This is a genomic window from Nonomuraea sp. NPDC049378 (assembly GCF_055586745.1).
In genome coordinates, this window is record NZ_JBVJHP010000013.1 from 317,743 (window position 1) to 331,603 (window position 13,861).

Genomic DNA, 13,861 nt, shown 5'->3' on the forward strand with positions numbered 1-13,861 from the left:
GGCGACGGCGGCCCGGCCTGCCGTCGTCGGGTCCGGGTGCGAGGGCCGGGTCCGGGTGCCAGGGCCGGGTGCGGGTGCGGGTGCCAGGGCCGGGTCCCGCGGCGGGCGGGGCCCGGCCCGCCGGGGTCAGGTCCGGTCGAAGCGGATCCGGAGCGTCGACCGGCGGGCCCGCAGCTCGTACGCGGGCAGCACCCCGGGGCCGCAGGTGGCGGTGCCGACGCCCTGGTGCGCGAGGTCCAGGTGGAGGTGCACGCGGTCGTCCGCCACCAGGTCGGGCCGGTGGCGGGCGCGGGTCAGCGCGTCGTTGCTCCACGGGCGCGCCGTCATCCCGAACACGGGATCCCCCGTGATCCTGAACCCGCCGAGGTCGGCCCACCGCACCTCGGCGCGGTGGCCGTTCTCCTGCGGCTGGACGTACGGCGTCTGGAGCTCGTCGATCGTGGCCGACCAGCGGCCCACGCGGGCGGCCAGCCCGGTGTCCGGGTACGCCTCGCCGGGCCCCATCCCGAACCACGTGACCCGGTCGAAGGTGCGGGGCAGCGACATGGTGACGCCGAGCCGCGGGATCGGGTCGCTCCAGTCGCCGGTGGGCTCGATGTCGAGGAGCAGCCGGAGCCCGCCGTCGAACGTCCACCGGTACGTCGCCCGGATCCCGTGGTCGGTGGCCGCGGGCGCGACCCGGGTGCGGACGGTCAGCTCGTCGCCCTGTTCGACCGCGTCGACCCGGTGCGTGAGCCGGTGCAGGCCGAGCCCGCGCCAGGCGCCTTCGAGCCCGCCGTACCTGTCGTTGTCGGTGGGCGGCCGCCACAGGTCGAGCCGCGGGCCTTCGACGTCGATCCCGAAGAGCCGGACGAGCCGGCCCGACGCGGCGTCGAACGCGCAGTCGCCGGCGGTGATCTCCGAGCCGCCGCGCACGAGCGCCGCGGCCGGCCGTTCGAAGCGGGCGGGGTGCCGGACGAGCAGCGCCTGCCCCCACGCGACCTCGTGGCCGGCCCGCGCCCACGGCTCGTCGCGGGCGAGCACGGCGCGCACGGTCAGCCACCGTTCGCCGTCGGGGCCGCTCGCGCCGGGCACCTTGCACTCGCCGCCGCCGGCGGGCACGTCGAGCCGGTGCTCGGCGACGGTCTCGCCCTCCACCTCCACCGAGGCGACGAACTCCAGGTGGGACAGGTCCCGGAAGCCGTGTCCGTTGACGATGCGCACGACCCCGTCGCCGAACTCGAACCGGACCGGCTCGAACACCTTCTTCAGGTCGAGCAGCCCGGGGGACGGCGTGCGGTCGGGGAACACGAGCCCGTCGATCACGAAGTTGGAGTCGTGCACGGGCTCGCCGTAGTCGCCGCCGTAGGCGTACTCGTGGTCGGGGTGCTCGAGCCCGTGGTCGATCCACTCCCAGACGAACCCGCCGGCCAGCCGCGGGTAACGCTCGAACAACTCCTGGTACTCGGCCAGCCCGCCGGGCCCGTTGCCCATGGCGTGGGCGTACTCGCACTGCAGGAACGGCATCGCCCGCCGCCGCGCGTCCTGGCCGGGGTCGTCGAGCGCCTCCTCCTCGTAACGGCCGATGGCCTCGACCTCGGCGTGGGAGGCGTACATCCGCGAGTAGACGTCGGTGTGCGCGCAGGAACGGTCACCCTCGTAGTGCAGCGGGCGGGACGGGTCGCGCTCGCGGGTCCATGCGGACATGACGGCCAGATTCCTGCCGACGCCCGCCTCGTTGCCGAGCGACCACATGATGACGCTGGGGTGGTTCTTGTCGCGTTCGACCATGCGGCGCATGCGGTCGAGCAGCGCGTCGGCGTAGCGGGGGTCGTCGGTGGGGTTGCCGTACCAGCCGACCTGGCCGAATCCGTGGGTCTCGAGGTCGCACTCGTCGATCACCCACAGGCCCAGCTCGTCGCACAGGTCGAGGAAGGCGGGGTGCGGCGGGTAGTGGCTGGTCCTGACGGCGTTGACGTTGTGCCGCTTCATCAGCAGCACGTCCTCGCGCATCGTCTCGTAGGTGACCGCGCGGCCGTGCCGGGGGTGGAACTCGTGCCGGTTGACGCCCTTGAGCAGCAGCGGGCGCCCGTTGGCGAGGAGCACGCCGTCCGCGATGGAGATCGTCCGGAAGCCGACGCGCAGGTGCACGGCCTCGCCCGGACAGGCCAGCACGGCGTCGTACAGGCGGGGGGTCTCGGCCGTCCACGGCTCCGCCTCGACCGTGATCTCGGCGCCCGGCTCCAGCCCGGCGACGCCGAGCTCGGGGACGCTCAGGGTGCCCTCGCCGTCGAAGCGGAGCGTGCCGCGCCCGTCGGCGTAGGACGCGTGCACGAAGACGTCGGCGGTGGAGCGGGTGAGCGTGACGTCGCGGAAGATGCCCGGCAGCCACCACATGTCCTGGTCTTCCAGGTAGCTCGCGGCCGACCACTGGTGCACGCGCACGGCGAGCACGTTGCGTCCCGGCTGCAGCCACGGGCCGGCGTCGAACTCGGCCGGCACCCTGCTTCCGGTCCAGAAGCCCAGCTCGTGGCCGTTGAGCCAGACCCTGGCGAAGGATTCGGCGCCGTCGAACCGCAGGCGGCCGCCCGTCCACCCCTCGGGCAGGTCGAACGCGCGGCGGTAGTCGCCCGTGGGGTTCTCCCCTGGCACATGGGGCGGGTCGACGGGGAACGGGTAGGAGACGTTGGTGTAGGCGGGGGCGCCGTGGCCGTGCAGCGGCCAGTGACTGGGGACGGGCAGGTCGTGCCAGCCGGCGTCGTCGTAGTCGGGCCGGGCGAAGTCGTCGGGGACGCCGGCCACGGGCGAGAGGCGGAAGCGCCACGTGCCGTTGAGGTCGATGGCGGGGGCGTCGGAACGGAGGGCCGCGCGGGGTTCGAGCAGGCCGGAACCGGGGCGGAAGCTTTCGAGGTCCATCGCCGCCGAGCCTAGGGCTTCGCCGCGGTTTCGTCATGGTCGCGTTGTCTGTCCGGTGCTCCGTTCACGTGCCGGGGCCCAGGTCGTAGACGCGGCGGGCGTTCTCGACGCCGATCATCGAGGCCACCCGCGCCGCCTGGGCGGCCGACCACTCCCCCTCGGCCACGAACCCGCCGAGCACGCGCGCCATCGCCCGCCGCCACAACAGGGCTCCGAGAAGGTGCAGTTCGGCCGGGCCCCAGGCGTCGGAGGAGAAGAGCACCTTCGAGAACGGCGCCACCTCGAGGCTCTCGGCCACCAGCGCGGTGCTCCGCGCCCCCGTGTGGGGGACCCCGAGGCCCACGTCGAAGAAGACGTTCGGGTACGCCTCCGCCAGCAGCCCCGCGTGCCGGTGGTAGGGGTAGCAGTGCAGCAGCACCAGCGGCACCCCGGTGGGCTCGGCCCGCTCGATGAGGCCGCGCAGCAGCAGCGGGTCGGAGCGGCGCAGGTCGATGTCGGGGTCGCCGTAGCCGATGTGGAACTGCAGGGGCAGCCCCTGGTCGAGCCCGGCCCAGATCAGGTGCCGCAGCAACACGGGATCGTCCAGCCGCCCGCCTCCCCCGGCCAGCCAGCGCCCGGCGGCCTCGGCGACCTCCGCCGCCGGGGGCGGCTCGGGGTCGAAGTCGAGGCCGTGCCGGTAGGCGACGATGGTCTTGAGCCCGCGCGCCGTGCGGGCGCGCTCCCACAGGGCCTCCGCGAACCGGCCGGCGAACGCGCCCGCCTCGCATCCGGCGGCGGCGACCTGCTCGGCCACGGTCTCCAGCCGCACCACCTCGTCGGCGGGCGAGCCGCTGGCCTCGGCCATGCCGGCCGGCCCGAGGAGCTCGTCGCCGCGGTAGCCGGTCTCGACGAGGAAGTGCCCGGCGCCGCAGGCCGTCAGCAGCAGCCGGTTGACCTCGCCGGTGCCGAGCCTGGCCCGCCTGGCCAGGTATTCCTCCGGCGCGCAGTGCGGGGCGAGGCCGAGCACGGGCGCGCAGTGGCGCAGGATCGCGTAACCGAGCTGGGAGTCGAAGCGGGTCATCCACTCGGGCACCGGCCGGTCGGACTCGCCGATCATCTCCTCGAACGCCCTGCGCGGCAGGTCGCGGGTGGTGGCGCCGTGCACGTGGTGGTCGACCAGCGGCAGCTCGTCGATGACCCGCGCGAGGCCGCTGGGCACGAGGTCGAGCTCCATGGACATCGGCGATGTCTCCCAAGGTCAGCGTAGGCGACCAGGATAGGCGAAGCACCGCGCCCGCCGGGGTTCACGCGCCGCCGCCCGGCGGACGGCCCACGCAAAAGGTCCGGGACGTCCATATATGTCCGGCTTTGTTTGTGGATAAGGTAGAAGATCTTCAATGACAGCAGCGACGTGCCAGGGCAGGGTTGTGAGCCAGGAGACGGGGATGACACCACCGGCGGAGCCTCTCGACGCAGCAGGAGATCAGGAGCTCGGAAGGCTGCTCAAGGGCTACCACGAGGACGTGGCGGCGCTGGAGCGGCTGAACGAGCAGGTCACCGCGGTCAAGGGCCGCGGCGAGGCGGCGCAGGGACGCGTGGTCGCCGAGACCTCACAGACCGGCGGGCTCACCGGGCTCACCATCGACCCGCGTGCCATGCGCCTCGGCTCGGAGGCGCTTGCCGAAGCCATCCTGGAGGCGGCGGGCGAGGCGGCGCGCGACGCCGGGCAGGCGGCGGCCGACCTGGTGACTCCGTTCCTCGCCGGAACACCGCTGGACGACGGCATGCAGGACGACCCCCGCGGGGGTCGCAGGCGTTGAAGTTCAACTTCGGCCGCGCGGGCATCCTCGGTTTCGGGACCCTCGGACTGGCCGGCTTCGTCTTCCAGATGCTCGCCGTCGACTATCCGAAAGGGGATCCCGCCAAGGCCCGCCAGGCCGCCGTCGTCTGGAGACGGCTCGCCGACCGCATCGAGCAGAGCCCGCGCCACACGTTCCCCGCGGCCGAGGCCGTCTGGCGGCGCAACGGCGGTGACGGGGTGGACGCCTACAAGCGCGCCGTCGCCGCCGATCTGTATCCCGCGGACGAGGGCGCGGGGTACGCCGCCAGGCTCGGCCGCCGCTGCCGGCAGAACGCCGCGGCCTGCGAGGAGTTCGCCGACGTGATCGACGCGGCGCGGCGCACGTACGAGACGCTCGCCATGGCCAACTTCGCCAGCTTCGTCTACATCGCCACCTTTCCCTGGCAGGCGGGAGCGGCGTACCAGGTCACCCAGTTCCTCATGCGCCGGGCGCAGGCGGGCATGCTGGCGAAGCTGCTGGAGCACAGCATCGCCAGGATCGTGCTGAGCAAGCTGACGGAGTACTCCCTCGGCAGCGCCATCTTCGCGGTCGGCGACGTGTCGGTGATGGCGGGGGTCAAGGCGCTGCGGGGCGAGGACGTCGGGTCGTTCGAGGAGAACGCGACGCGCGCGATGAAGGAGTTCGCCGCGTCGGTCGCCTTCTACGGCGTGTTCGACGCCGCGGCGCCCCTCGTGAAGAGGGTGAGCGCCAACCCTGACGTGCAGTACTACCTGAGCCGGCTGGCCGGCGGATCGATCGGCTACGGCCCCACGTACGACGTCCTGAGCGGGGAGACGGGCGCCGAGCTCGTCCCCACCTTGAAGGAGACCATCGGCAGGACGCTGGTGTATTTCGCCATGGCTCACAAACCCGCGCAATGAAGGGACCCACATGGAGATCGACCGACCGGGGATCGAATCGTCGGCGGAGGCGTTCGAGATCGAGGCCGGCGAGTTAGCCGCGTTCGTCACGCTGATGGGGGAGGAACTCGACGCCATCGGCGACTTCTGGGGCGACGGCAAGGAGGGCGTGACCTTCTTCAAGGGCCAGGGCGGCGGCATGGGGTACGAAGCGGTCACCGGCCAGGTCATGGAGGGCATCGACGTGTTCCACTCCGCGCACCAGGAGATCGCCACCCGGCTGCGGGCGATGTCCGGCAGCGTCGCGGTGGCCGACTGGGAGAGCGTGCTGGCCATCCTCGAGACCCTTCCTCCGCCCGACCCCGGCACGCCGGTCTGGGGCACGATCTAGCCGCGTGGACGTGCCGATACCCGGGCCCGGTGAAAAGTTGTGGCCATGGGTGACAAGAAGGGCGAAAACTGTTTTAATCCCGCCTAGATGACAAAGGGGCTACATAGCCCCGTGTGACCGTTTTCCTCGAGCGGGAAAGGCGGGTCCGTGCGAGCACCAGGTGGCGAAGTCGTCATCACCGGCGGTCTCGGTTTCATCGGCTCTCATCTCGTGGACGCCTACCTCGCGGCCGGCCACCGCGTACGGATCATCGACTCGAACGCCGGCGCGGTCATCGACGGCGAGGACTACGACGCCGACCCCCGGTGCGCCGTCATCAGGGAGCGCGTCGAGGACTACCTGGCCGCGGGCGGCGACTTCGCGGGCGTGGACCGGGTCATCCACGCCGCCTCCTACGTGGGCCCGGCCAGCATCCTGTCACGGGCGGGACGGCTCGGCCACGACATCATCGGGAGCACCGCGCCGGTCATCGAAGCGTGCATGAACGCGGGGACGCCGCTGTGCGTGTTCAGCTCCGCCGAGGTGTACGGCCGCAGCGGCGTCCTGGACGAGAAGGACGACATCGTCGTCCCGACGCAGTACAACACCCGCATCGAGTACGCGGTCGCCAAGACCCTCGCCGAGGCGATGGTCTGCAACAGCCGCAGGCACGGGTTGCGCGGGATCGTCATCCGGCCGTTCAACGTGGCCGGGACGCGGCAGTCGCGGGCCGGCGGGTTCGTGATGCCGACGTTCGTGCAGCAGGCGCTGGCCGGGCGGCCCATCACCGTCTTCGCGGGCGGTGACCAGATCAGGGCGTTCATCGCGGCGGGCGACCTGACGGGCTTCCTCACCGGCTACATGGACCTGGCGCTGCAGGGCGACGAGGTCATCATCAACGTCGGCAACCCCGCCAACGCCGTCACCATCATGGACCTGGCGCAACGCGTCAAGAGCCTGCTCGCCAGCCCCTCCCCCATCGTCAGGGTGGACGGCAGGAGCGTGCACGGCCCCCACTACGCGGAGGCCGAGTCGTTCCACAAGATCCCCGCGCTCAGGGCGGCCACCGACCTGGGCTGGCGGCCCCGGATCCCGCTCGACGAGCTGATCCTGAGCACCGCCGACTACTACCGTGCCAGAGAGGACCGAAGGGCAGTGAATGCGCCGCTTTGACCGCGTCTTGGTGATCTCCCCCCACGCCGACGACGAGGTTCTGGGCTGCGGCGGCCTGATGGCGGCGCAGGCCGACGCCGGAGCCGAGGTGCACGTCCTGTACCTGGCCGTGGACGGCATGCGCCACTACGGGCTCGACGGGGCCACCACCTACCGCCAGCGCCTGGACGAGATCGAGAACGTGCGCGACGTGCTCGGCTTCACGTACGAGATCGCGTACGGGGACCGCGGGCTGACCGAACGGCTCGACACGCTGCCGCGCAGGGAACTGGTCGACCTGTTCGAGCAGGCGCTCAACGAGCGGCGGCCCGACCTGCTGCTGCTGCCCAGCTTCGCCGACTACGACCAGGACCACTGCGCGGTGTTCCACGCCGCCTTCGCCGCGGCCCGGCCGATCGCGCCGCAGTTCGGCAAGTGGCTGGTGCCCAACGTGTTCATGTACGAGATGTCGAAGATCCAGTGGGCCTCGGAGCCGATCCCGCGCTCGACGGCATACTGCGACATCGGACCTCACCTGCGGCGCAAGCTCGACGCGTTGCGCGGCTACAAGAGCCAGCACCGGCCCTCGCCGCACATCAGGAGCGAGGAGTCGGTGACTGCGCTGGCCACGCTGCGCGGGGCGGAGATCGGCGTCGCCCACGCCGAGGCGTTCGGGGTGCTGAGGGAGGTCCTGTGAAGACGTTCGCGTTCGCCACCGGCATGGAGTTCGCCGCCCCGGCCGTGGACGTGCTGGTCGCGCAGGGCACGCCGCCGTCGCTGCTGATCGGCTACCCGCCGCGGCTCAGCCACCGCTCCGGATACGCGCCGCTGCGCGAGGCGTCGGACAAGCACGGCATCCCGCTGCTGGAGACGGACGACATCAACGACGGGCAGGCCTACGAGCGGGTCAAGGACATGGACCTGTTCGTCATCGCCGGATGGTCGCAGCTCGTCCGCGAGCCGCTGCTGTCGGCCTGCCCGAGGGGGTCGATCGGCCTGCACCCCACCCGGCTGCCCGAGGGGCGGGGACGGGCCGCGCTGCCCTGGACGATCATCAAGCGGCTCACCACGAGCGCGGTCAGCCTCTTCTTCCTGGACGAGGGCGCCGACACCGGTGACCTGATCGCGCAGCGGGAGTTCACCGTCAGCCGGCGCGACGACGTCACCGCGGTGTACCGCAAGGTCACCGGGATCAACATCGACCTGCTGGCGACGTACATCCCGCTGCTCCTGGACGGGCGGGTGGTGGCGCGGCCGCAGGAGCCCGGCGGGTCGTGGTGGGAGAAACGGCGGCCGGACGACGGGGTGATCGACTGGTCGCGGCCCGCCTCCGACCTCTACGACTGGGTGCGCGCGCTGGCCGCCCCCTATCCGGGCGCGTTCACGTCCGTGGCGGGGCGGCGGCTGTACGTGCACAGCGCCGACCTCATCGAGCACGGCGGGCCGGGAGCGGGGGCGGAGCACCCGGGCACGGTGCTCGCGCCCGTCTGGTCGACCGGCACCGGCGGGATGCTGGTGGCGTGCGGGTCGGGGCTGCTGGTGGTACGCGAGGTCCAGTGGGAGGGCGGCGACCGGCGCGACGCCCTCGGCCTGCTGGAGTCGGACGAGCTCGCGGTCGGCGCATGCCTGGGCACCTGAAGCCGTCCACGGTGCGGCTGACCGGTGCGGTGATGGCGCATCCCCGGCGCAGGGAGGCGGCCGCCCGGCTGGCCGGGGACGTCCTGGACGTCGTGACCGACCCCGATCCCGCGGGCACGCCCTCGGCGTTCCGCACCTCCCTGCTGGCCTGGTCGAGCATCCCCGAGCACGCCACCCACCACGTGCTGCTGCACGACGACATGGCCCTGTCCGGCCGGTTCTTCGAGCGCGCCGAGCGCGCCGCGCGCGCCATGCCGGGCGCCGCGCTGGCCCTGTTCGCGTTCTGGAACTCGCGCAACGGCGCCGCCGTGCGGATGGGCGCGCTGGCCGGGGCACGCTGGGTGCGCGGGGCGGGCGAGTACACACCGGTGGCCGCGCTGCTGCTGCCCAGGCACGTCGCCGCGGGATACGTGGAATGGGCCGGGGACCGGGGCGGGACCTGGCCGGACGACGTGCTCATGGGCCGCTACCTGCGCCAGGCCGGCGTGCCGGTGTACGTGGCGGTGCCGAGCCTGGCCGAGCACGAGGACCTGGCCAGCCTGGTGGAGAACGACTTCCAGGGGGTGCGCCGCTCCCCGTGCTTCTTCGCCGACGACCCGCCGGCCGGCGCGGGCGAGGAGCGGGTGCTCGACCGGCTGCCGGTGATCCCGTTCTTCAAGCGCGGCGTGGCCCAGTGCGCGGTACGCGTGCCGGAGACCGGCCGGTGGCGGGACCTGCGCTGCGACGACTACCTGGCGGGCCTCGGGATCGACGCGGGCCCGCTGCGGAACCAGGCAGGTGCCGGGCCGCACTTCCCGCTGTGGCTGGCGGCGTACACGATGGGGGTCGTCCACCGCGGGCCGCGCGGGGACGCGCGGGTCGTGGACGAGGCGCTGGCCACCATGGGCCCCGGCGGGCTCTGCCACGAGCTCGGGGCGCGCGAGCTCGCCCGGCTGTGGCCGGAGATGCATGACGTCGCCCGGGCGGGCCTCGAAGCGGGGCTTTCCCGCGCGCCGGCCGCGCGCGGGCCCCGGCCGCTCCCGGCCACCGCCCGCACACCGCCCGCCGCCCTGGAGCGCGTCGGGGTGGCCGTGAGCGGCGCGGCGACGTTCGTCCGGCAGCACGTGGCGGACGCGCTGGCCGACCGGGGCTTCCGCCTGTCCGGGGGCGGCGGGGGCGACGCCGGCGTCGTGGTGCACGTCTGCGCGCTCGGCTGGGACGCGGACGCCGACCCCGAGGAGGAGGTACGGCTGGCCCGCGCCGCCTTCGCGGGCGGCCGTGGCGGGGTGCTGCTGAGCTCGTGCCGCGTCTATCCGGCGCGGAAGTGGGTGGACGAGGAGACGCCTGTCGACCCGGCGGCCACACCCCTGGCCCGGGCCCTCAGCGCCGTCGAGTCGGCCGCCCCGGGCTCCGTGGTGCTGCGGCTCGGCGAGCCGTACGGGCCCGGCATGCCCCAGCGAGGGGCCGTGGCGGAGCTGGTGCTGCGCTCGTCGCTCAACCGCCCGGCGCCCGTCGACGGCCCTCCCGTGCAGCTCGTGCACGTCCGGGACGTGGCTCAGGCGGTCCTTGCGGCGCTGGAGAACGGGGTCGCGGGGCGGGTGTACAACGTCGCGGGGCGGCGGCGGTGGCGCATGCGGGAACTGGCCGAGGCGGTGTCCAAGGCGGTGCGGCCGGTCCACATGGAGACGTCGGAGAGTCCCGGCGGGCCGCTGGTCAACGTGGAGCGGGCAGGTGTGGAACTGGGCTGGCGGGCCGAGGTGACGCTGGACTACGGGCTGCACACCTTCGCGCAGTGGCTGGCGTACGAGAGCGACCGCGCCTGACCCGGCCCCGCAGAGCACCCGCGCCCGGCCGTCACCCGCAGACCACCACCGGCCGCGCGCCCGGTCCCGTTCATGCGATCGGCCGCCAGCGGAGAGCGCCGCCGGGGCCCGTGCCGATGAGGCGGCCGGACGCGGCGGCGAGGACGGTCTGTCCGGCCGCGGGGCCGAGATCCGCCCATGGGGTTTCGTGGCGGCTCACCGATCTGGTGAGGACACGGTCGCCGGCGACGCCGAACAACCTGCCGTTCATCGCGGCCAGGGCTGCCGAACCGACCACTGTGCCGATCTCCGGGCCGATCTCCGGGCCGATCTCTGCGCCGATCTCCGGGCCGATCGTTGCGCCGGGCGCCGGGCCGATCAGGGTCCAGTCGTGTGCGGGGAGCCGCCGGATGGGGAGGTGCCAGAGCTCGTTCGCGGTGGTGACGGCGAACAACGCTTCGTCGGCGGCGGCGAGTCCGGTGGTGCCCTCAGGTGCCAGGCCGACGTCCTGCCAGGGTGCGGGACCCGGCACGGGGTCTCGGTAGCGGATCGTCGCGTCGGGGGCGACGCCGTAGAGACCGGCGGGCGGGCCGCCGTGCGCCTCCCTCGGAGCGGCCAGGGCGATCGCGTCCGTCTCGTCGATCGTTCGCCACGGAAGGTTCTGGCCGGAGATGTCCCGGTACGCGAGCGTGCCGTCCGCGCAGGCGGCGAAAAGCCGGCCCTCACAACACACCAGCGCCCGGACGCCACCGGCGCGCGGGGCGGGCACGGCGGGGGTGGGGCCGATCGGTTCCCAGGTGGGTCCGGGCGGAGGTTGGGAGAGGCGGTCGAGGACGTTGCGGGTGATCCGGGCCAGCGCCGGGTCGTGCAGGGTGTTGCCCCAGTTGATGGTGCCCGCGTTGAAGACGGTGCCCGCGCCGAGGCGGTGCACGCTCATGGTGGCCGCCCCGGCCCTGCCGTAGCCGCGCCAGTGGGCGAGGTCGGCGGTGGCGAGCACGACGAGCGACGCAGGCGCGCCGTCGCGGCCGGAGGCCCGGGGGACGCCGTCCACCCAGTCGAGGTCGGCGGCGTCCGTCTCGTAACCGATCGCCCCCCGCCCGAACGTGTCGCCGTCGGCCAGCCCGGCGCCCTCGAACACCCAGTGCCCGGCGAAGCGGACGGTGTAGGACTCCTCGGCCATGACGCGCGAGTCGACCCAGCAGCCGGCGCCGTTCCTGAAGGACAGGCCGGTCAGGAGGTTCTCTGGGCGGTTGACGGGCTCGCTGGGCCATTCGACGGTGACGCGGCCAGGGTCGGTGGCGGCCATCGGGTCGGCGACGGCGTCGCGGTAGCAGACCATGGTCCGCAGGTCGTCCTCGAAACGGACCTGCCACCAGCAGGTGTTGCCGGAGAAGATGGCGATGTTGCCGCCGCGGCGGGCGAACTCCTCGGCCGCGTCCCGCATCTCCCACGACCAGTACTCGTCGTGCCCGTTGACGACCAGCAGCCGGTAGCGGCTCAGCAGGTCGAGACCCCCATGCGGGCCGGGGCCCTCGCGAGGGGCGAGGTCAGGGCGGTCGAGGGCAGGACGGGCGGGGGCGCCGTGCAGGTCGAGGGCCGAGCAGTAGTCGACGGTGTAGCCAGCCGGCGCGAGCCAGCGGAGCAGGCCCAGCTCCCACTCCTCGATCTGCGGCCCGGCTCCCGGCCGGTCGAAGGTGACCTTGACGGCGCGGTCGGGCTGCTCCGACTGGTAGAGGCCCTCGCCGGGGACGCCGGCCCGGTTGTACGCCTCCCAGGTGGGGAACGGGATCGACACCAGAATCGGCGAAGCGGCCATAACACTGCGTACGACGAAATATGCCGGAATTTCGTGGTAGACGGCTCGGTAGAGCGAGCTGGGCCAGTCCGCCCCCACCTTCAGCGTCCAGCCCGGCCCGGGCGCGGCGGCGCCCTCCAGGACGGTCCGCCCGGACGGCACGTCCTCCACCCTGATCGGCCCGCCGCCCTCGTCGAGCAGGCGGAAGCGCAGTGCCTCGCCCTGCGCGCACGACGTCGCCGTGGCGTACAGGCTCATGAGCGGGCCTCCCCCACGACCAGCGTCTCCAGGTCGAGCAGGTAGCGCTCGGCCCCCGGCGGCGGCAGCAGCGCGGTGTCGGCGTAGCACGACACCTCCATCCGGCCTGGCTCGCCGCCGACGTGCACGCGGAAGTCGCAGATGTTGCGGTCCATCGCGTCCGTCCTCGCCACCTCCGTCACTCCTGGTACGGGCTCACGCGGCGCGCCGTCCTCCTGCACGAGCCGCTGGTCGTTGAAGCAGCCGAACGACCTGATCCCCGGCCCGGCGGCGCCGACCGCCTCCGCCATCGCGCACGGGTCGTACTGGGCCAGCCGGTAGGCGCGCAGCGCGCTCCCCCACGCCTGGCGTACCAGCGCGTCGAACGACTCCGTACGGAGGTCGAGCACCACGAGCGCCTCCTGCGAGATCGTGCCCACCACGTCGCGGCGGCCGGCCGCGAACCGGTTGTTCACGATCACCCGCATCCCGTGGAACCGCTGCCCGGTGAGCCCGCCGGCCAGCCGCATCGCGGCCGCCAGCAGCACGGTCGAGGAGCTGACCCGGTTGCGGGCGGCGACGTCCTGCGCGGCGGCGTCGAGGGCGGTCGAGCGGAGGGTGACCTCCACGAACCGGGGCCGGCCCGGCGGGTGGGACGGCGGCGGGACCGGATCGAGGCGGGCGTGCTCGGCGAGCCAGGCGGCGATGGTCTCGCGCGACAGGCGCAGGCCCCCGGCCGAGCCCTGCCAGGCGGCCAGTTCCCTGGGGGTCGGGCCCTGCGGGGGCGGCAGGGAGTCGCGCAGCAGGAGCAGCCGGAAGTCCTTGACGACGAGGTCGGCCGCGTGGCCGTCGGCGGCGAGGTGGCTGAGGACCAGGACGACCTGGCGTACGTGTGCTCCCTCCGTCACGAACGCCACCCGCAGCGGCCACTCCTGCTCGTACCGGAACGGCACGGCGGCCAGCCGGTCGCACACCTGCTGGGCCGGCTCGTCCCCGGTCACCTCGAAGGCGGGCCGCGCCTCGGGGAAGATCCGCTGCAGCGGCGCGTCGCGCGGTCCGGCGAGCCGGGTGCGCAGGGACTCGTGCCGGGCGACCAGCCGGTCGAGGGCCTGGGCGGCGCGCTCCACGGTGACGGGCCGCTTCCTGGGGGCGTCGAACACGCGGCCGATGGTCAGGTAGTGGTCCTGCGGCTCGGCCGCGCGGACGGCCCGCCAGATGTCCTGCTGGCCCCAGGTGAGCGGCACGGTGAACGGCACGGTCAACGGCGCGGCGAGGGGCGCGGTGAGCGGCGCGCCGACCGGTTCAGCCATGCC

11 protein-coding genes are annotated in these 13,861 nt (G+C 73.4%); 7 read left to right on the forward strand and 4 right to left on the reverse strand.

Annotation, left to right across the window (positions count from 1 at the left end; all coding sequences use genetic code 11):
- Window positions 1-126: 126 nt before the first annotated feature.
- Both ACZ6SA_RS28635 and ACZ6SA_RS28640 read right to left on the reverse strand, forming a co-directional pair.
- Window positions 127-2,895 carry a glycoside hydrolase family 2 TIM barrel-domain containing protein gene (locus ACZ6SA_RS28635; protein WP_465831543.1) on the reverse strand — a complete coding sequence of 923 codons (2,769 nt, stop codon included), beginning with the start codon at window positions 2,893-2,895 and terminating at the stop codon, window positions 127-129.
- A 64-nt stretch (window positions 2,896-2,959) separates the two neighbouring features.
- Window positions 2,960-4,114, reverse strand: a complete 1,155-nt coding sequence (locus ACZ6SA_RS28640) for an amidohydrolase family protein (protein WP_347644903.1) — start codon at window positions 4,112-4,114, stop codon at window positions 2,960-2,962.
- A gap of 205 nt (window positions 4,115-4,319) precedes the next feature.
- On the opposite strand from ACZ6SA_RS28640, the gene ACZ6SA_RS28645 reads away from it, so the two are divergent.
- The 7 genes from ACZ6SA_RS28645 to ACZ6SA_RS28675 all read left to right on the forward strand — a co-directional run bounded on the left by ACZ6SA_RS28645 (window position 4,320) and on the right by ACZ6SA_RS28675 (window position 10,537).
- Window positions 4,320-4,694: a YbaB/EbfC family nucleoid-associated protein gene (locus ACZ6SA_RS28645; protein WP_347644902.1), complete on the forward strand. Its 375-nt coding sequence runs from the start codon at window positions 4,320-4,322 to the stop codon at window positions 4,692-4,694.
- A complete protein-coding gene (locus ACZ6SA_RS28650) occupies window positions 4,691-5,596 on the forward strand; it encodes a WXG100-like domain-containing protein (protein ID WP_465831546.1) in 906 nt (301 codons plus the stop codon). The genes ACZ6SA_RS28645 and ACZ6SA_RS28650 overlap by 4 nt, the downstream gene beginning before the upstream one ends.
- 10 nt (window positions 5,597-5,606) lie before the next feature.
- Window positions 5,607-5,966, forward strand: coding sequence for a hypothetical protein (locus ACZ6SA_RS28655; protein ID WP_347644900.1), 360 nt, complete (start codon window positions 5,607-5,609; stop codon window positions 5,964-5,966).
- Window positions 5,967-6,113: 147 nt separating this feature from the next.
- Window positions 6,114-7,118 (forward strand): NAD-dependent epimerase/dehydratase family protein, encoded by a 1,005-nt coding sequence (locus tag ACZ6SA_RS28660; protein ID WP_347644899.1) that lies wholly within the window; start codon window positions 6,114-6,116, stop codon window positions 7,116-7,118.
- On the forward strand, window positions 7,105-7,794 hold the full coding sequence (locus tag ACZ6SA_RS28665) for a PIG-L deacetylase family protein (protein WP_347644898.1): 690 nt from the start codon (window positions 7,105-7,107) through the stop codon (window positions 7,792-7,794). The genes ACZ6SA_RS28660 and ACZ6SA_RS28665 overlap by 14 nt, the downstream gene beginning before the upstream one ends.
- Window positions 7,791-8,735 (forward strand): methionyl-tRNA formyltransferase, encoded by a 945-nt coding sequence (locus ACZ6SA_RS28670; protein ID WP_465831549.1) that lies wholly within the window; start codon window positions 7,791-7,793, stop codon window positions 8,733-8,735. Before ACZ6SA_RS28665 ends, ACZ6SA_RS28670 begins: the two co-directional genes overlap by 4 nt.
- Window positions 8,720-10,537 (forward strand): NAD-dependent epimerase/dehydratase family protein, encoded by a 1,818-nt coding sequence (locus tag ACZ6SA_RS28675; RefSeq protein WP_347644896.1) that lies wholly within the window; start codon window positions 8,720-8,722, stop codon window positions 10,535-10,537. Before ACZ6SA_RS28670 ends, ACZ6SA_RS28675 begins: the two co-directional genes overlap by 16 nt.
- A gap of 70 nt (window positions 10,538-10,607) precedes the next feature.
- Here the strand turns inward: ACZ6SA_RS28675 and ACZ6SA_RS28680 are convergent, their stop codons facing one another.
- Complete coding sequence (locus tag ACZ6SA_RS28680) at window positions 10,608-12,569, reverse strand: N,N-dimethylformamidase beta subunit family domain-containing protein (RefSeq protein WP_465831551.1); 1,962 nt, start codon at window positions 12,567-12,569, stop codon at window positions 10,608-10,610.
- Window positions 12,566-13,858, reverse strand: a complete 1,293-nt coding sequence (locus ACZ6SA_RS28685) for a condensation domain-containing protein (protein WP_465831553.1) — start codon at window positions 13,856-13,858, stop codon at window positions 12,566-12,568. The genes ACZ6SA_RS28680 and ACZ6SA_RS28685 overlap by 4 nt, the downstream gene beginning before the upstream one ends.
- Window positions 13,859-13,861: the final 3 nt, after the last annotated feature.